This is a genomic window from Arenimonas metalli CF5-1 (assembly GCF_000747155.1).
Classification (GTDB): Bacteria; Pseudomonadota; Gammaproteobacteria; order Xanthomonadales; family Xanthomonadaceae; genus Arenimonas; species Arenimonas metalli.
Genome location: NZ_AVCK01000030.1, coordinates 15,813 through 32,530, shown reverse-complemented (window position 1 = coordinate 32,530; position 16,718 = coordinate 15,813). Strand labels below are relative to the sequence as shown.

The 16,718-nt window shown below is 71.0% G+C and carries 16 protein-coding genes; 7 read left to right on the top strand and 9 right to left on the bottom strand.

Annotated features, from left to right (window positions below):
• Positions 1-75 precede the first annotated feature (75 nt).
• A complete protein-coding gene (gene dksA / locus N787_RS10100; RefSeq protein WP_034213401.1) occupies positions 76-1,020 on the bottom strand; it encodes an RNA polymerase-binding protein DksA in 945 nt (314 codons plus the stop codon).
• Between the two features lie 100 nt (positions 1,021-1,120).
• On the opposite strand from dksA, the gene yidD reads away from it, so the two are divergent.
• Together yidD and N787_RS10090 are read left to right on the top strand one after the other, a co-directional pair.
• Positions 1,121-1,357, top strand: coding sequence for a membrane protein insertion efficiency factor YidD (yidD, locus tag N787_RS10095; RefSeq protein WP_425387868.1), 237 nt, complete (start codon positions 1,121-1,123; stop codon positions 1,355-1,357).
• A gap of 77 nt (positions 1,358-1,434) precedes the next feature.
• Entirely contained in the window at positions 1,435-2,283 is an 849-nt protein-coding gene (locus N787_RS10090) for a M23 family metallopeptidase (protein WP_034213427.1), read from the top strand.
• A 220-nt stretch (positions 2,284-2,503) separates the two neighbouring features.
• Here the strand turns inward: N787_RS10090 and folE2 are convergent, their stop codons facing one another.
• The 6 genes from folE2 to efp form a co-directional block, all read right to left on the bottom strand.
• The gene (gene folE2 / locus N787_RS10085) at positions 2,504-3,442 is read right to left on the bottom strand and encodes a GTP cyclohydrolase FolE2 (protein WP_034213396.1); all 939 of its coding nucleotides are present in this window, start codon (positions 3,440-3,442) and stop codon (positions 2,504-2,506) included.
• Positions 3,443-3,578: 136 nt separating this feature from the next.
• A complete protein-coding gene (locus tag N787_RS14380; protein ID WP_052575357.1) occupies positions 3,579-4,331 on the bottom strand; it encodes an isoprenoid biosynthesis enzyme family protein in 753 nt (250 codons plus the stop codon).
• The gene (gene gph / locus N787_RS10075; protein ID WP_052575356.1) at positions 4,328-4,993 is read right to left on the bottom strand and encodes a phosphoglycolate phosphatase; all 666 of its coding nucleotides are present in this window, start codon (positions 4,991-4,993) and stop codon (positions 4,328-4,330) included. Before gph ends, N787_RS14380 begins: the two co-directional genes overlap by 4 nt.
• Positions 4,993-5,700 carry a bifunctional 2-polyprenyl-6-hydroxyphenol methylase/3-demethylubiquinol 3-O-methyltransferase UbiG gene (ubiG, locus tag N787_RS10070; protein ID WP_034213393.1) on the bottom strand — a complete coding sequence of 236 codons (708 nt, stop codon included), beginning with the start codon at positions 5,698-5,700 and terminating at the stop codon, positions 4,993-4,995. The genes gph and ubiG overlap by 1 nt, the downstream gene beginning before the upstream one ends.
• A complete protein-coding gene (locus N787_RS10065) occupies positions 5,697-7,043 on the bottom strand; it encodes a TRZ/ATZ family hydrolase (RefSeq protein ID WP_034213384.1) in 1,347 nt (448 codons plus the stop codon). Before N787_RS10065 ends, ubiG begins: the two co-directional genes overlap by 4 nt.
• Positions 7,044-7,047: 4 nt before the next feature.
• The gene (efp, locus tag N787_RS10060; RefSeq protein WP_034213382.1) at positions 7,048-7,614 is read right to left on the bottom strand and encodes an elongation factor P; all 567 of its coding nucleotides are present in this window, start codon (positions 7,612-7,614) and stop codon (positions 7,048-7,050) included.
• A 101-nt stretch (positions 7,615-7,715) separates the two neighbouring features.
• Here efp and epmB point away from each other — a divergent pair, with 101 nt between their 5' ends.
• Together epmB and N787_RS10050 are read left to right on the top strand one after the other, a co-directional pair.
• Entirely contained in the window at positions 7,716-8,750 is a 1,035-nt protein-coding gene (gene epmB / locus N787_RS10055) for an EF-P beta-lysylation protein EpmB (protein ID WP_034213380.1), read from the top strand.
• 86 nt (positions 8,751-8,836) lie between these two features.
• On the top strand, positions 8,837-10,912 hold the full coding sequence (locus tag N787_RS10050; protein WP_034213377.1) for a GGDEF/EAL domain-containing response regulator: 2,076 nt from the start codon (positions 8,837-8,839) through the stop codon (positions 10,910-10,912).
• 156 nt (positions 10,913-11,068) lie between these two features.
• On the opposite strand, the gene htpX is transcribed toward N787_RS10050, so the two are convergent.
• The gene (htpX, locus tag N787_RS10045; RefSeq protein WP_034213376.1) at positions 11,069-11,974 is read right to left on the bottom strand and encodes a protease HtpX; all 906 of its coding nucleotides are present in this window, start codon (positions 11,972-11,974) and stop codon (positions 11,069-11,071) included.
• 86 nt (positions 11,975-12,060) lie between these two features.
• On the opposite strand from htpX, the gene gluQRS reads away from it, so the two are divergent.
• Both gluQRS and phaR read left to right on the top strand, forming a co-directional pair.
• Entirely contained in the window at positions 12,061-12,951 is an 891-nt protein-coding gene (gene gluQRS, locus N787_RS10040; protein WP_034213419.1) for a tRNA glutamyl-Q(34) synthetase GluQRS, read from the top strand.
• 101 nt (positions 12,952-13,052) lie between these two features.
• A complete protein-coding gene (gene phaR / locus N787_RS10035) occupies positions 13,053-13,556 on the top strand; it encodes a polyhydroxyalkanoate synthesis repressor PhaR (protein ID WP_034213367.1) in 504 nt (167 codons plus the stop codon).
• Positions 13,557-13,579: 23 nt separating this feature from the next.
• On the opposite strand, the gene N787_RS10030 is transcribed toward phaR, so the two are convergent.
• Positions 13,580-15,502 carry a formylglycine-generating enzyme family protein gene (locus N787_RS10030; RefSeq protein WP_052575355.1) on the bottom strand — a complete coding sequence of 641 codons (1,923 nt, stop codon included), beginning with the start codon at positions 15,500-15,502 and terminating at the stop codon, positions 13,580-13,582.
• Between the two features lie 91 nt (positions 15,503-15,593).
• Between N787_RS10030 and rnd the strand changes: the two genes are divergently transcribed.
• Positions 15,594-16,682 carry a ribonuclease D gene (rnd, locus tag N787_RS10025; RefSeq protein WP_034213365.1) on the top strand — a complete coding sequence of 363 codons (1,089 nt, stop codon included), beginning with the start codon at positions 15,594-15,596 and terminating at the stop codon, positions 16,680-16,682.
• The last annotated feature ends 36 nt before the right edge of the window (positions 16,683-16,718 follow it).

The window sequence follows — 16,718 nt, the reverse complement described above, 5'->3', positions numbered from 1 at the left end:
CTCCCCTCAGTTGGGAGAAGAACCAAAAAACAGCCCCGCTTTCGCGGGGCTGCCGGATGACGCGAGGTGCGGGGGTTACTCGCCCATTTGTTTCTGGCGGTGTTCCCAGCGCTCCTGGGCATCGATGGTGCGTTCGGCGGTGAGGCGGGCTTCGAGGCGTTCGAGGCCGATTTCTTCGCCGGTGTCCACGCAGTAGCCGTAGCTGCCGTCCTCGATGCGCTTGAGCGTGCTGTCGATCTTGCTGATCAGCTTGCGGTAGCGGTCGCGGGTGCGCAGCTCGAGGCTGTTCTCGGACTCACGGCTGGCGCGCTCGGCCTCGTCGCCGACGTCGCGCACTTCTTCCTTGAGGTTCTCGATGGTCTGCTTGGACTCCTCGACCAGGTCGTCCTTCCACTGCAGCAGGCGCTGGCGGAAGTACTCGAGCTGCATCGGGCCCATGTATTCCTCCTTGGCCGACGGCTTGTAGCCGGCGGGCAAGGTGACGCGCTCGCGCGCGGGCGCGGGCTTGATGCGCTCGGGGCGCGGCGCGGTCGGCTTGACGTAGCCGGCGCGGACGCCCGCTTCGCGCTTCGGCGCCGGGGCCGGCTTGGCGGCGATGGGCGCCGGGGCCGGGGCAGGCTTGGCCTTGGCCGCCGGTGCGGGCTTCGCGGCGGGCGCGGGCTTGGCCGCCGGCTTCGGCGCAGGCGCCTTGGCCACGGGCTTGGCCGCCGCCTTCGCGACCGGCTTCGGCGCGGGCTTGGCGGCCGGCTTGGCCTTGGCCACGGGCTTGGCGGCGGGCTTGCTGGCCGCGGACTTCGCAACCGGCTTCGCAGCGGGCTTGGCGGACTTCTTGGCGGGCTTGGCAGCCGGCTTCGCCTTCGCGGCGGGTTTCGTGACCTTCTTGATGGGTTTTACAGCCTTTTTAGCGGGTTTGGCGGCCGGCTTGGACTTGGCGACCGGCTTCTTGACCGGCTTGCTGACCTTGACGGGCTTCTTGGCGGCCGGCTTGGCGGCCTTCTTGGCGGGTTTCTTTGCGGCCACTAGGGCGATTCCTCTCTTTCCTTGAGGCTCGAAGGCGGCGTGTTATAGCCTAGACCTTCACCAGCGGCAACCTTAAGCCTGCCGCCCTCCCGACGCAATCGTGAAAAAACCCGTCATCCTGCTCCTGCGCGGCTACAAGCTGGCGATCAGCCCGCTGCTGGGCCAGCGATGCCGTTTTTATCCCAGCTGCTCGGAATACACGATGCAGGCGATCGACCGCTTTGGCGTGCTGCGCGGCGGCTGGCTGGGCGCCAGGCGCATCGGCCGCTGCCACCCCATGAACGAAGGCGGCCTGGACCCGGTCCCGGACGCCTGGCCCGACAAGAGCAAGCCATGACCCAGTGCCCCACCCACGACGCCCACGTCGCCACCGCGCGCGACCGCCGCGCCGCAACGTCCACGCCAGGCATCCCGATGATCGCGCGCGTGCGGGTGCTGGCCCTGCTAGCCGGGCTGCTGGTCGCGGCATCCGCCTTCGCGGCCACCCTGCCCGCCCCGACCCCGGCGCCGGATCCGGACCGCATCGTCTTCCCCGCCGAGGTCTCGCAGGGCGCGATGGTGATCGGCAAGGTGCCGCCGGGCAGCACGGTTCGGCACGCCGGCCGCGCGCTGCGCGTCACGGGTTACGGCAGCGTGGTGTTCGGCGTCGGCCGCGACGCGGCATCGCCGGTGCAGGTCGAGGTCCTGCGCCCCGACGGCCGCGCCGAGACGATCACCATCGCCGTGGGCAAGCGCGACTGGCCAATCGAACGCGTCAACGGCGTGCCGCCCAAGACCGTCGACCCGCCGCCCGCGATCGCCGAGCGCATCCGCCGCGAGCAGGCCACCGTCACCGCGGCGCGCGCCGCCGACGAGCCGCGCACCGACTTCACCCAGGCCTTCCTGTGGCCGGTGAAAGGCCGCATCAGCGGCCGCTTCGGCAACCAGCGCGTCTACAACGGCACGCCCGGCAGCGCGCATTCGGGCATGGACATCGCCGCGCCCAACGGCACGCCGGTGCTGGCCCCGGCCGCGGGCGTGGTCACGCTGGCCGCGCCCGACTTCTACCTCACCGGCGGCACCCTGCTGCTCGACCACGGCCACGGCATCAGCTCCAACTTCCTGCACCTCTCGCGCATCGACGTGCAGGTCGGCGACCGCGTCGAGCAGGGCCAGGTGATCGGCGCCGTCGGCGCCACCGGCCGCGCCACCGGCCCCCACCTGCACTGGGGCATGAACTGGTTCGACGTCCGCATCGACCCCCTCCTCGTCCTCGAACGGTAGGGATTGATAGCTTTTGACGCGGATGAACGCGGATGAACGCGGATAGAGCAAAGGCGGGAGTGGATCCTCGCGAGGGGATTCCACTGACGAAGATCCAAGGTCTCTTTTTTGTTGATCTATCCGCGCTTATCCGCGTTAATCCGCGTCAAAAATCGTTTCTCCCCCCAACAAAACGAAACGGCGCCCGAAGGCGCCGTTCGAGGATCCACGCAAGCGGGGATCAGCGGGACTGGAGGCCGTCGGGGACGGCGGTGTAGCCGCCGGGGATGCCCTTGGTGGCGACCGCGACCGCGTCGTGCGGGTGCAGGCTTTCGTGGTGCGAGGCGCGCAGCCAGAAATCGCTGATGCGCTCGTCCTGGTCCAGCGCGTCCTGGATGCGGCGGGCCGCGTCCTCGCAGAACATGAGGTTCTGGCCGTTGAGCAGGGCGAAGGCCTGCTCGTCGACGCGCTTCACCGCCGTCTGCACCGGCGTCTTGAGCGCGTTCTCGATGCGGTCGATGATCTCGACGATCGGGAAGTCCGCGAACGACGGCACCAGCCGCAGTTTCACGGTCGCGAAGCTGCGCTGGCTGTGCGGCGTCGCGCGGATGCCCTGCTCGCTGCCCAGCCACGCCATCACCGCGTCGCGGTCGAGCGGCTTGCCGGCGGCGAAGTCGGCGTCGAACTGTTCCTGGATGAGCTGGCGCGCCAGCGCCGCCGAGCACGGGCAGGTGCTGGAATAAGCGGCTTCCACGCCCAGCTCGAGCGCGAAGTGGCCGCGGTCCATCACGCCGGTGATGCTGACCGGGTAGCTCTTCCAGCCGCTGTTGTCGCTGGCCAGCGCCGCGCGGCGCACCAGGTGGTCGAAGCGCAGGCTCACCATCGCCCGGTCGGAGAGGTCGGCGTGCGACTCCAGGAAGTCCTTCAGCAGGCGACGGATCGAGGCCGGGGTCACCGGCTCGGACGACAGCGCCTTGTCCACGTGCAGGTAGAGCCGCGACATGTGGATGCCGCGCACGTCGCCGCGCTTGAGGTTGACGAAGGCATTGACGCGGGCGCCGCTGCTGACGGTGCGGCCGTCATCGGCCTGCAGGGCCACGGGCATCTCGATCTCGCCCATGCCGACCCAGTCGAGCACGCCGGACAGGGCCGGGCGGGCTTCGGCCGCGATGTCGGGCATCACGCGGGCGGTGTTCTCAAGATTCTTCGGGGCCACGACGGCTCTCCTGTTCAGTGTCACGGCAAGCTAGATGAGGGCGGGTGCAGGCTACGTCAAGTTGGCGAGTCGCGTCCCGCGGAACGCGAAACAATGCGTTTCAGCCCGACCGCGCCAGGCGCCAGGCGCGCCACAGGCTGGCCGGGGCCGGCGGCGGGTCGAAGCCACGGCCGGCCGCGAGCCGCTGCAGGCGCGCGCGGTCGAAGCCGCTGCGAAGGCGCCGGTACAGGCTCGACGGACGCGCGGGCGCCGGCAGGGCCGCGAGCAGCTCGCGGGCCCAGTCGCGCAGCAGCGCCTCGCCCTGCCCTTCGGCGACCTGGGCCACCGTGAGGCCGTGGCGCGCCAGCAGGCCCAGCGGCAGCCGCGCCTGGTCCTCGGCCACCAGGCCGTGCGGCAGGCGGTGCAGCAGCAGGTTCACCGCCACGGCGCCCACCGGCGGTGGCGCCTCGTGCAGGCCGGCCTCGATCGCGGCGATGGCCTCGGCCAGCGGCGCGACCTGCTGCAGCGCCTGCGCCGTATCGGCGGGACGACCGTCGAAGCTGGCTTGTTCCATCACCGCCCGCGCCAACGTCGCCCACGGCAGCGAAGGCGGCAGGTCGGCACACACCGGATGCCGGCCGGCGCCACGCGCCACCAGCAGCAATTCCTCGGCCCACCACTGCGATTTGGCGGCGGTCACGCGCGCGTCACTGAGTTCGAAGGTGGCCTCGCGCAGCTCGTGCAGCAGCGCGCCCCAGGCCCGGAACACGGGGCGCCGCTCCGGCGGGCAGAACACTTCCGCCAGCGCCATCTCCGGCTCGCGCCGGTGCCACTTGTCGACGAAGTGCGCGGTCGGGTCGGTGGCCGGCGTCATGGCGGCAGCAGGTCCGAGGCGAGCAGGCCGGCGGCGCCGTCGAAGGCATGGTCGGCGCCCCATTGCGACGGATCCTCGTGCGGCTCGCGGTAGCCCCAGAGCGCGGCCACCGACGGCATGCCGGCGGCTCGGGCGGCCTCGATGTCGCGCTGGTCGTCGCCGACGTAGATCGCATCGCCCGGCGCGATGCCCAGCTGGGTGCAAGCGAACAGCAGCGGCTCCGGGTCCGGCTTGCGTGTTGGCAGCGTGTCGCCACCGACCAGCACCTTGCAGCGGGCGGTCCAGCCGAAACCCTCGACCACGCCGCGCGCCAGGCCCTCGGGCTTGTTGGTGACGATGCCCCAGGCGATGCCGCGCGCATCGAGCGCGGCCAGCAGCTCGTCGACGCCGTCGAAGGCGACGCTGTCGTTGGCCAGCGCCTCGCCGTAGTAGGCGAGGAAGGGCGCCAACCGCGCTTCGCGGGCGGCGTCGTCGAGATCGGGCAGCGCCACCGCCAGCATCGCGCGGCCGCCCTTGGAGACCACCTGCCGCAGCCGCGACAGCGCCACCGGCGGCCGGCCCAGGTCGGCCAGCACGCGGTTCACGGCATTGCAGAGGTCGGGGGCGCTGTCGACCAGGGTGCCATCGAGGTCGAACAGCACCGCACGCGGCGGCGTCGGCATCAGGCTTTCACCGCACGCGCAAGGTAATTGATGGCGGTCGGCCCGCCGACCCAGGCCTTGCGGCGGATCGGGTCGTAGGCCAGGCCGCTGACGTCCTCCGCCTGCAGGCCGGCGGCGCGCAGCCAGGCCGCCAGCTCGGACGGCCGGATGAACTGCTTGTAGTCGTGCGTGCCCTTGGGCAGCAGGCGCGCGACGTATTCGGCGCCGACGATGGCGACGGCGAACGCGGCCGGCGTGCGGTTGAGCGTGGACAGGAACAGGCGGCCGCCGGGCCTGAGCAGCGCGGCGCAGGCGCGCACCACCGCGGCCGGATCCGGCACGTGCTCGAGCATCTCCATGCAGGTGATCGCGTCGAAACTGGCGGGCTGTTCGGCGGCCAGCGACTCCACCGACTGCAGGCGGTAGTCGACCTGCAGGCCGGATTCGAGCAGGTGCAGCCTGGCGACGTCGATGAGTTCGGGCGCGAGGTCGAGCGCGGTAACCTTCGCGCCCTCGCGGGCCAGGGCCTCGCTCAGCAGGCCGGCGCCGCAGCCGACGTCGAGCACGCGGGCGCCGGCGAGCGCGACGCCGTCGCGCACGTAGCCCAGGCGCGCCGGGTTGAGTTCATGCAGCGGCCGCTGCGGCCCTTGCGGGTCCCACCAGCGGTTGGCCAGGGCGCCGAACTTGTCGAGCTCGGCCTGGCTGGCGTTGGCGGCGGGCGCGCTCATGCCTCGCTCCGGATACCGGCGATGCGCTCGCGCCAGCCGCGCGCCTTGGCGCGGATGGCGCCGGCGTCGAGGTCCACCAGTTCGCCGGCCGCGAGCTTGCGCACGCCGGCGACCCACACGTCCGACACCTGGTGGCGGCCGGTGGCGTAAACGAGCTGGGAGATCGCGTGGTACATCGGCTGCGTTTCCAGCGGGTCGAGGTCGATGCAGGCCAGGTCGGCCTGCTTGCCCGGCTCGATCGAGCCGATGCGGTCGCCCAGGCCCATGGCCCGCGCGCTGCCCAGCGTAGCCATGTGCAGCGTGCTGGCGGCGTCAAGCGCCGAGGCGTCGCCCGATACGCCCTTCGAAAGCAGCGCCGCGGTGCGCATCTCGCCGAACATGTCCAGGTCGTTGTTGCTGGCGGCGCCGTCGGTGCCCAAGGCGAGGTTGACGCCGGCCAGCTGCAGCTTGCGCGTCGGGCAGAAGCCCGAGGCGAGCTTGAGGTTGGATTCCGGGCAGTGCACCACCGACACGCCGCGGTCGGCGCAGAGCGCGATCTCGGCGTCGGTGAGGTCGGTCATGTGCACGGCCATCAGGCGGTCGTTGACCAGGCCAAGGCGGTCGAGGCGCGCGAGCTGGCGGCTGCCGTGCTGCTTCATCGCCTCGGTGTTCTCGTGCGCCGTCTCGTGGATGTGGCAGTGAACGACCAGGTCGAGCTGGTCGGCCAGCATGCGGATGCGCTCGAAGGCGGCGTCGTTCACCGTGTAGGGCGCGTGCGGGACGAAGCAGGTGGACACCAGCGGGTCGCGCCGCCAGTTGTCGTGCACTTCCAGGCCCTTGTCGAAGTACTCGTCCTGGGTGCGGGCCCAGGCGGTCGGGAAATCGATGACCGGCAGGCCGACCAGCGCTCGGAAGCCCAGCCGCGAATAGGTGGCCGCCTGGATGTCGGGGAAGAAGTAGTTCTCGGCGCAGGCGGTGGTGCCGCCGCGCAGCATCTCGGCCACGGCCAGCTCGATGCCGTCGGCCACGAAGGCCGGCCCGATCACCTTGGCCTCGATCGGCCAGATGTGCTGCTGCAGCCAGGTCATCAGCGGCAGGTCGTCGGCGACGCCGCGCATCAGCGTCATCGGGTTGTGGCAGTGGGCGTTGACCAGGCCCGGGATCAGCACCGAGCCCGGGCGGCTGAGCACCTCGGTGGCGACGAACGCGGCGCGGGCCTCGGCCCGCGGCAGCACCGCCAAAATGCGGTCGCCGCGGATGGCGACGGCGTGGTCGGCGAGGACGACGCCGTGCGGGACCACCGGCACGACCCAACCGGCTTCGATCAGCAGGTCGCAGGCTTGGGGGGCGGCCGGGGTCGTCATCGGGTCACTTCACCCGGGAGACGTACTCGCCGGAGCGGGTGTCGACCTTGATGACCTCGTCCTGGTTCACGAACAGGGGCACGCGCACCACGGCGCCGGTCTCGAGCTTGGCCGGCTTGCCGCCGCCGCCCGAGGTGTCGCCGCGCAGGCCCGGGTCGGTCTCGATGATCTTGAGCTCGACGAAGTTGGGCGCCTGCACCGCGATCGGGGTGCCGTTCCACAGGGTGACGACGCAGTCTTCCTCGCCCTTGAGGTAGTTCTTCGTCTCGCCGATGCCGGCCTCGTCGCACTGCACCTGGTCGAAGGTCTCGGGGTCCATGAAGTGCCAGAACTCGCCGTCCGCGTAGAGGAAGCGCATGTCGGTGTCGACGACGTCGGCGGCCTCGAGGCTGTCGGTCGCCTTCATGGTGAGCTCGACGCTGCGGCCGGACTTGATGAAGCGGTACTTCACGCGGGTGAAGGCCTGGCCTTTGCCCGGCTTGACGTACTCGGTATCGGTGATCACGCACGGCTCGGCATTGACGATGATCTTCATGCCGTTCTTGACGTCGTTCATGCCATAGCTGGCCATGCCTTGCTCCTGGTGTCTGGGCCGGTCCGCCGGCCGATCCGGGGGCTGCGCGGCTACAATGGGGGTCTTCCGGGGGCCCGTGGCCTCCGTCCAAGCCCGACATGATAACCGCCAACCCCGTTCCGACGCAGCCTGCCGCCGCCGACGCCCCGACCCGGTGGCAGCGGCTGTGGCGCGACGCCGTCCGCGATCCGCGGGAGCTGCTTGAACTGGTCGGCCTGCCGGCGCTCGCCGCGCGGGTGTCCGACACCGCTGCGGCCCAGTTCCCGCTCCGGGTGCCGCGCGGCTTCGTGGCCCGCATGCGCCACGGCGACCCCCATGACCCGCTGCTTCGCCAGGTGCTGCCGCTCGACGACGAGGACCGGGTGGTGCCGGGCTTCGTGCTCGATGCCGTCGGCGACCGCGCCGCCCGCGGCGGCCCGGGCATCGTCCATAAATACGAGGGCCGCGCCCTGCTGGTGGCCACCGGCAGCTGCGCCATCCACTGCCGCTACTGCTTCCGCCGCCATTTCCCCTACGGCGAGGAGACCGCCGCGGCCGGCCAGTGGCGCGAGGCCCTGGCCTACCTCGCGGCCGACCCGGGCCTGGACGAGGTGCTGCTCTCGGGCGGCGACCCGCTGTCGCTGGCGACGCCCAAGCTGGCGGAATTCACCGAAGGCCTGGCCGGCCTGCCCCACGTCCGGCGCCTGCGCCTGCACACCCGCCTGCCGGTGGTGCTGCCCGAGCGGGTGGACGACGGCCTGCTGGCCTGGCTGGCGGACCTGCCCCAGCAGCGGGTGGTCGTGATCCACGCCAACCACCCCCACGAGATCGACGCCGGGGTGGCCCGGGCCCTGGGCGAACTGCGCCGGGCCGGCGCCACCGTGCTCAACCAGGCCGTGCTGCTGCGCGGGGTCAACGACGACGTGGCCGCCCTGGCCGGGCTGTCCGAACGCCTGTTCGAGGCCGGCGTGCTGCCCTACTACCTGCACCAGCTGGACCGGGTGGCCGGGGCAGCCCACTTCGAAGTGCCCGATGCCGAGGCGCTGGCCCTGCACGCCGCCCTGTCGGCCCGGCTGCCGGGCTACCTCGTCCCGCGGCTGGTGCGGGAGGTGGCCGGGGCCCCGGCAAAGCTGCCGGTGGCATCGCTCGGGTGAAAGTCGGATGGTTTACCTGACGGGACTTTTGGTATTGTCTCAATCCCCCCTCGCAAGCCTTTGATGGATAAAGGAGCACCCCCTCGATGGCACAGCAGGATGCCGTGATCCGCCTGCTCCTGGTCGAAGACCGGTTGGAGGATGCGGAACAGTTGATCAGCCACCTGCGCAACGGGGGCATGGCCGTGCGTCCGCAGCGGCCCGAATCCGAGGAAGAACTGGTGAGCCTGCTCGGCTCGCAGAGCGTGGACATGGTGCTGGCCTCGTTCGAGGCGAAGTACCTGCCGCTCGAAACGGTGGTGCAGCACGTCAACGCCACCGGCAAGGACGTCCCGGTGATCGCCTCCACCACCGTACTGGACGAGAAGAACGCGCTGGCCGCGCTCGCCGCCGGCACCCGCGACATCGCCATCCGCCACCGCCCGGAGCACGTGCAGGCGGTGGTGCGCAGCGAGTTCGCCGCCCTGCTCGCCCGCCGCGGCCTGCGCCACCTCGAGGCCTCGCTGCGCGAGACCGAGCGCCGCTGCGACGCGCTGATCGCATCCTCGCGCGACCCGATCGCCTACGTGCACGAAGGCATGCACATCCGCGCCAACGATGCCTACCTCGAGATGTTCGGCTTCGAGGGCTTCGACGAGATCGAGGGCCTGTCGGTGCTCGACCTGATCAGCGGCAAGCACGCCGATGACTTCAAGCAGCTGCTCAAGAAGCTCAGCAAGGGCGAATCGCCGCCGCGGCAGATGGAGCTGCAGGCCCAGCGCAGCGACGGCAGCACCTTCGACGCGGTGATGGAGTTCACCCACGCCACCTACGAGGGCGAGTCCTGCCTGCAGATCGTCTTCCGCCAGCAGGCGGTCGACCCGGACATGGTCAAGGAGCTCGACACGCTGCGCCAGCGCGACGCGCTCACCGGCCTGTTCAACCGCCAGCACTTCATGACCGAGCTCGAGTCGGCCGTCGTGCGCGCGACCGAGGGCAAGGGCCAGCAGGCCTTCCTGCTGGTCGAGCCCGACCACTACGAGAACCTGGTCGGCGAGATCGGCCTGGCCGCCGCCGACGACCTGATCAAGGGCATCGCCGACCGCCTGTCCTCGGCGCTCGACGCCGAGACCGTGTCGGCGCGCCTGAGCGACCACAGCTTCGCCGTGCTCTGCCTCGGGCACGACCACAACCACAGCCTGGCCCAGGCCGAACGCATCCGCGAGGCCTTCCACGGCCACATCCTCGAGGTCGGCGACCGCTCGGTGAACCCGAGCGTGAGCATCGGCGGCGTGCAGATCGGCGAGAAGATCGCCTCGGTGTCGCAGGTGATGGGCAAGTCCAGCCAGTGCCTGGCGTCCTGCGTCGGCATGGGCGGCAACCGGATCGAGATCTTCGACCCCGCCGCGCGCGACCGCGCCGAGGAAGAGCGCATCCAGGCCTGGGTGCAGCGCATCCGCGAGGCCCTGGCCAACGACCAGTTCGTGCTGCACTACCAGCCGATCATCAGCCTCACCGGCGCCGAGGAAGAGAACTACGACGTCTACCTGCGCATGAAGGGTCCGGCCGGCGAAGTCATCCCGCCGATGACCTACCTCGCCATCGCCGAGGAGCACGGCCTGCTCGACGACATCGACCGCTGGGTGGTCAGCCACGCCATCGGCGTGATCGCCGAGCGCATGAAGGAAGGCAAGCACACCAACCTCTTCGTCAAGATCACCCCGGCCTCGCTGGTCGAGGGTGGCCTCGAGAAGCACATCGCCGAGCAGCTGCAGGCCTTCGGCGTGCCCGGCGACCGGCTGGTGGTGCAGATCCCGGAGTCCAAGGTGTTCACCCACCTCAAGGCGCTGCAGTCCTTCCAGAAGGCGTTGTCGCTGCTGGGCTGCCGCGTCGCGCTGGAGCAGTTCGGCACGGGCCTGAATTCGTTCCAGATGCTCACCCACTTCGACCCGGCGATCCTCAAGATCGACCGCGGCTTCATCACCGAGATGGGCAAGAACCCGGATATCCAGAAGCAGGTCCGCGCCATCGTCGAGAAGGCGCACGCGGCCGGCAAGCAGACGGTGGCCGAATTCGTCTCCGACGCCACCACCATGAGCGTGCTGTTCGGCATGGGCATGGATTTCGTCGAAGGCAACTTCCTGGCCGCCGCCGGCCCCGCCATGAACTACGACTTCGGGTAAGGCGTTTTGGACGCGGATTTACGCGGATAAACGCGGATAGATCAAAAGCATCCAAGAGTTGAAAAAATGGGGCGCCAGGTGAACCCGGCGCCCCATCTTTTTATCCAGCTTTTGTTCTATCCGCGTTTATCCGCGTAAATCCGCGTCAAAACCGATTTATCCGCGAACAACTCCCGCCGAAGCGGACGCGTCGCGGAGGGCCTGGATGCGTTCGGCCAGGGGCGGGTGGGACATGAAGAGGCGCTTGAGGCCGGGGCCGACGCTGCCGGAGATGCCGAAGGCGCGGACCTGGCTCGGCAGGGTGCTCTGGCCGTAGGTGCGGGCCAGCTTTTCCAGCGCCGAGATCATCTTCTCGCGACCGGCCAGGTGGGCACCGCCGGCGTCGGCGCGGAACTCGCGCCAGCGGCTGAACCACATCGTGATCACCGAGGCCAGCAGGCCGAACACGATCTCCAGCGCGAACACGATCGCGTAGTACGCCAGCCCGCCGCCACCGCCCTCGCGGTTGCCGCTGATGAAGCCGTCGACGATGCGGCCCACCACCCGCGCCAGGTAGAACACGAAGGTGTTGAGCACGCCCTGGATCAGCGCCATCGTCACCATGTCGCCGTTGGCGACGTGGCTGACCTCGTGCGCCAGCACCGCCTCGGCCTCGTCGCGGTCCATCGCCCGCAGCAGGCCGGTGGACACCGCCACCAGCGAGTTGTTGCGGCTGGGACCGGTCGCGAAGGCATTGATCTCGGGCGCGTCGTAGATGCCGACCTCGGGCATGCGGATGCCGGCGGCCTCGGCCTGGCGCTTGACGGTGTTGTACAGCCAGGCCTCGCCCTCGTTGCGCGGCTGCTCGATCAGGTGCATGCCGGTGGTGCGCTTGGCCACCCACTTGGAGATGGCCAACGAGAACAGCGAACCGCCGAAGCCGAACACGGCGGCCATCACCAGCAGCAGGCCGTTGTTGCCGAGCGAGACGCCGAACACGCCCTGCAGGACGCTCAGGACGATGCCCAGCAGCACCATCACGGCGAGGTTGGTGGCGAGGAAAAGTGCGATGCGCTTGAACATGGGGTCCAGGATTCCGGATGGGGCCGCGGGACGCGGCACGTGGCTTGAATGTAATCTCGCGGCGTGAATTTCAAGTCTTGCTGACCATGCCGACCCCCTACCGCGGACGCTTCGCGCCCTCGCCCACCGGCCCGCTGCACTTCGGCTCGCTGGTGGCGGCGCTGGGCAGTTGGATGATGGCCCGGCGCGCGGGCGGCGAGTGGATCGTGCGCATGGAGGACATCGATGCGCCGCGCGAAGTTCCCGGTGCGGCCGACCGGCAGCTGAACACGCTGGCGGCTTTCGGCATGCCGCCCGACGGACCCGTGGTCCGCCAGCGCCAGCGCGGGCACCTGTACCAGGCCGCGCTGGACCGCCTGCTCGCGGCCGGCGAAGCCTTCGCCTGCCGCTGCAGCCGCAGCGAGCTCGAGGCGGTCGGCGGCATCCATCGCCGGTGCGTCGGCGCCGGCGACCCGGCGCGCACGCCGGCGATCCGGCTGCGCGTGCCGGCATTGACCCTCGGCTTCGAGGACGAACTGCAGGGTCCGTACCGGCAGGCGCTGGACACGGCCGTCGGCGATTTCGTGCTCAAGCGCGCGGATGGCCTCTGGGCCTACCAGCTCGCGGTCGTGGTCGACGATGCCGACCAGGGCATTACCCACGTCGTGCGCGGGGCCGACCTGCTCGATTCGACCCCGAGGCAGATCCTGCTGCAGCAGCGGCTGGGCCTTCCCACGCCGCACTATGCCCACCTGCCGCTGGTGCTCGACGCCACCGGGCGGAAGCTTGGCAAGTCGCTGCAGGCGCTGCCGGTGGACGACGCCGACCCCTGGCCGGCGCTCGCCGCGGCCTGGCGCTTCCTCGGGCAGCCGGCCGCGGCGCTGGACGTCGGCGGTGCGCCCGAACCTGCCCTGAGGCGAGCCGCCGATCGCTTCGATCCGGGCCGCATCCCCGCCAGTTCCGGCCACCCCGTGAGTGATCCTGCCGCCCTTACGTGAAGGCGCTGGAATAGCGGCCAAAGTCGCTTGCATGGACGTCAGCGCTGGGGGATGCTTCAGGCCCCCGACGCCGCCGCGGCCGTCGAACTCCCGGTGCATCCATGACGCAAACGCGCATCATCAAGAAGTATCCGAACCGCCGCCTCTACGACACGGGGATCTCGAGCTACATCACGCTCGAGGACGTCCGCCAGCTGATCGTCGACCGCGAGGAGTTCGTGGTGCGCGACGCGAAGACCGGCGGCGACCTCACCCGCAACGTGCTGATGCAGATCATCGCCGAGCACGAGGAGCACGGGCAGCCGATCTTCACCAATGAACTGCTGGTGCAGGTGATCCGGTTCCGCGGCGATTCGCTGCAGGGCCTGCTGGGTGGCTTCCTCGAGCGCAGCCTGCAGTTCTTCCTCGACCAGCAGCAGCAGTTCCGCGGCCACGTTGGCAACCTCGTCGGCCAGGCGCCGTGGGGCCTGCTCAACCAGCTGGCCGAGCGCAACCTCGAGATCTGGCGCTCGCTGCAGAGTGGCCTGGGCAACGTCGCCTCGCCGCCGCCGAAAGCGCGGGCCAAGGCGCGCGAGAAGTCCGCGGCCAAGTCCCGCACGCGCTGAGGTGCGCCGGCCCGCGGCGGGCCTCAGATGTCGCGCACCACCCGGAAGCCCAGGCGCGCGTGCGTCGTCGCGGCGGCGCTGGGCTGGCGGTAGGCCGAGCGCGCGCGGTCCAGCGTGCTGGCCCAGGACGCGCCGCGGATCACCCGCTCGCTGCAGCCCGGGTTGACCCAGGCCGTGCCGTCGCCGGGCGCGCGCCGGTAGCTGTCGTGCCAGCAGTCCTGCACCCACTCCGAGACGTTGCCGATCAGGTCGAAGGTGCCGAAGGCCTCGGCCGGGAAGCTGCGCACCGGCGCCGGGCCCCAGTGGCCATCGGCGTAACCGGGGATGGCGTTGGACCAGCGCCGGCCCAGCCGCGAGGTGTCGCCGTCGCCGGTGAGGTTGCCGACCACGCGGGTCGGGGCCGCGTCGCCCCAGGCGTAGGCCTCGTCGCGACCGCCGCGCAGCGAGTACTCGAACTCGGCCTCGCTGGGCAGGCGATAGCGCTGGCCGGTCTGGGCCGACAGCCAGGCGACGTAGGCCTCGGCGTCCTCGAACGCGACGTGCACCACCGGCAGCTCCGGCGCGGCCTTGCGGCCGGCGTGGTCGCGGCGCCAGTCGACGCCGCGGTGTTCGCCCATCACGCCGCCGCGCTCGTCGTAGACGGTGGAGCCGCCCCGGCGCAGGGCCACGCTGCGGTACTGCGTGGCCTCGACGAAACGGCCGAAGTCGGCCACGGTCACTTCGTTGCGCGCCATCGCGAAGCCGCGCGTGAACGCCACTTCGTGCTGCGGCCCTTCGTTCGCCTGCCGGTCGCGCTCGCCCTCGGGCGATCCCATGCGGAAGGCCCCGTGCGCGAGCACGATCATCTCCGGCGCCTCGCCCCCGGCGGCCAGCGGGTCGCGGAACACCTGGCCGGGGCGGAAGCGGCCGTAGTGCCGCGCCAGTTCGATGCGCTCGTTCAGGCCGTCCAGCCCGCGCGCCTGCAGCGAAGCGCGCTCGGCCTCGGCCAGGCGTCGCGCCGCCAGCTCCAAGTCCAGCGCATCCACCGCGGCGTGGCCCTGGGCCAGCAGCTGCTCGGTGCGCGCCTGCCGCAGCTCGACGATGCGCGCCGCCATGTCCTGCAGCGCCGGCGAGTCGGCAACGATGCGCGCGGCTTCGGCCTGCAGTCGCTCGGCCTCGGCGTACTCGCCCGACTGCGCCGCCTGCAGCGCCCGGTCCAGCCAGGTGGCCTGCAGCCGCGCCAGCCCGTCGCGGGCCGGCAGGAACCCGGGGAAGGCCTGCAGCGCCTCGCGGTAGGCCACCACGGCGCCCTTGCCTTCGGGCTTGAAGATGCGGTTGCCGCGCACGCGGGTGTCGCCCAGCTGCACCAGCGCCTGGGCCTGCAGCGCGGACTCGATGGCGGTGCGGTAGCTGGCCAGGTCGGGATGCTGGGGCCGCGCGCGCACCAGCACGCGTTCGATCTGCTGCGCCTCGAGCACGCGGCCATCGGCGAGCGCGGCGCGGCCCTGCAAGACCAGCTGGGTGGTGACGGCATCGATGCCGGCGTTGGCCTCGCGGTGCTCGGCATCGGTGGCGACGATGCCGAGATAGAGCTCCAGCGCACCGGGATCTTCGGCGTCTTCCGCCTCCGGGGACGCGCCGTCCGCGGCGCCGTCCGCGGCGTCGGCGGTCGCGGCCGGGGTCGACAGCGTCGCCAGCAGCCGGCCTTCCTCGATCGCGACGCCCGCCGCACGCAGGTTCTCGCGGAACTGGCCGGGCTCGACCGGCACCACCGCCGGCGTCCAGGCCGGCACCTCGGGCGCGGGCCCCGGCGCGGCCTCCTCGACGGCGATCCCGGCCTCGAGTTCGGCCGGGTCCACGGTCTCCGGTTCGACCGGCGCGGCCGACTCCTCCGGGGCACCGCAGCCGGCAAGCACGGCGCAGGCCAGGAGCCAGGCCGGGAACGGGAATCTCAGGGTGTGCTTCATCTTCGCTCGTGGGCGCCCGGGACGACCCGGGGACGTGGACGGCCCGAACTTAGGCTAAGGTGCCGGCTTCTGGCAACCACAGTCACCGCCCTTGAGCCTCTGGATCGACACCCCGCAAGCCCTCTCCGAACGCCTCGAACGCTGGTCCGGCCAGCCCCTGGTGGCCCTGGACACCGAGTTCATCCGCGAACGCACCTACTACCCGCAGCTGGCCCTGGTGCAGCTGGCCATCCCCGGCGACATCCTGCTGGTGGACCCGCTGGTGCCCGGCATGGACGCGGCGCTGCGCCCGCTGCTGGTCGACCCCACGGTCACCAAGCTCATGCACAGCGCCAGCGAGGACCTGCAGGCGCTGCAGCGCGGCTGCGCCGCCCTGCCCGCGCCGCTGTTCGATACCCAGGTGGCGGCGGCCCTGGTCGGCCTCGGGGCCGGACTGGGCTACCAGAAGCTGGTCGAACAGGTCACCGGCATCACCCTGGCCAAGGGCGAGACCCGTTCGGACTGGCTGCGGCGCCCGCTGAGCGAGTCGCAGCGCGAATACGCCGCCGACGACGTGCGCCACCTGCATGCCGTGCACGCCCTGCTCGACGCCAAGCTGTTCGAACTGGGCCGCCACGCGTGGCTGAACGCGGACGCCGAACGCGCCTTGGCCAATGCCGCGGATGAAAGCGACGAGCCCTGGCCGCACCTGTCGCTGCGCAGCGCCCAGGGCCTGGATGCCGAGGCCCAGGCGCGCCTGTGCCGCATCCTGCGCTGGCGCGACCAGGAAGCGCGCCGCAGCGACAAGCCCAAGAGCTGGATCATCGACAACGAGCTGGCCGTGGCGCTCGCGCGTCGCCCGCCGGCGGACCAGGGCGATTTCAACGCCGTGCTCGACCGCCACCCCAAGGCCCCGCGCAAATCGCGCGGCGCGCTCTACGACGTGGTCAACGCGCCGCTGTCCGAGGCCGACCTCGCCCTGCCCCTGCTCAAGGCCGACAGCCTCGACAAGCAGAAGGTGCGGGCGATGCAGGACGCCGTGGCCGCGGTGGCGCAGTCGCAGGGCCTGCCCGAAGGCCTGCTTTGCGCACGCCGCCACCTCGAGGCCCTGCTGGAGGGCCGCGGCTGGCCGCCCGCGCTCGCCGGCTGGCGCCGCGAACTGCTGGAACCGGCCCTGGCGCCGCTCATCCCCGCCGCCTGAAACGGACGGCTAGCCATGGCGACATGGCATCCGTAT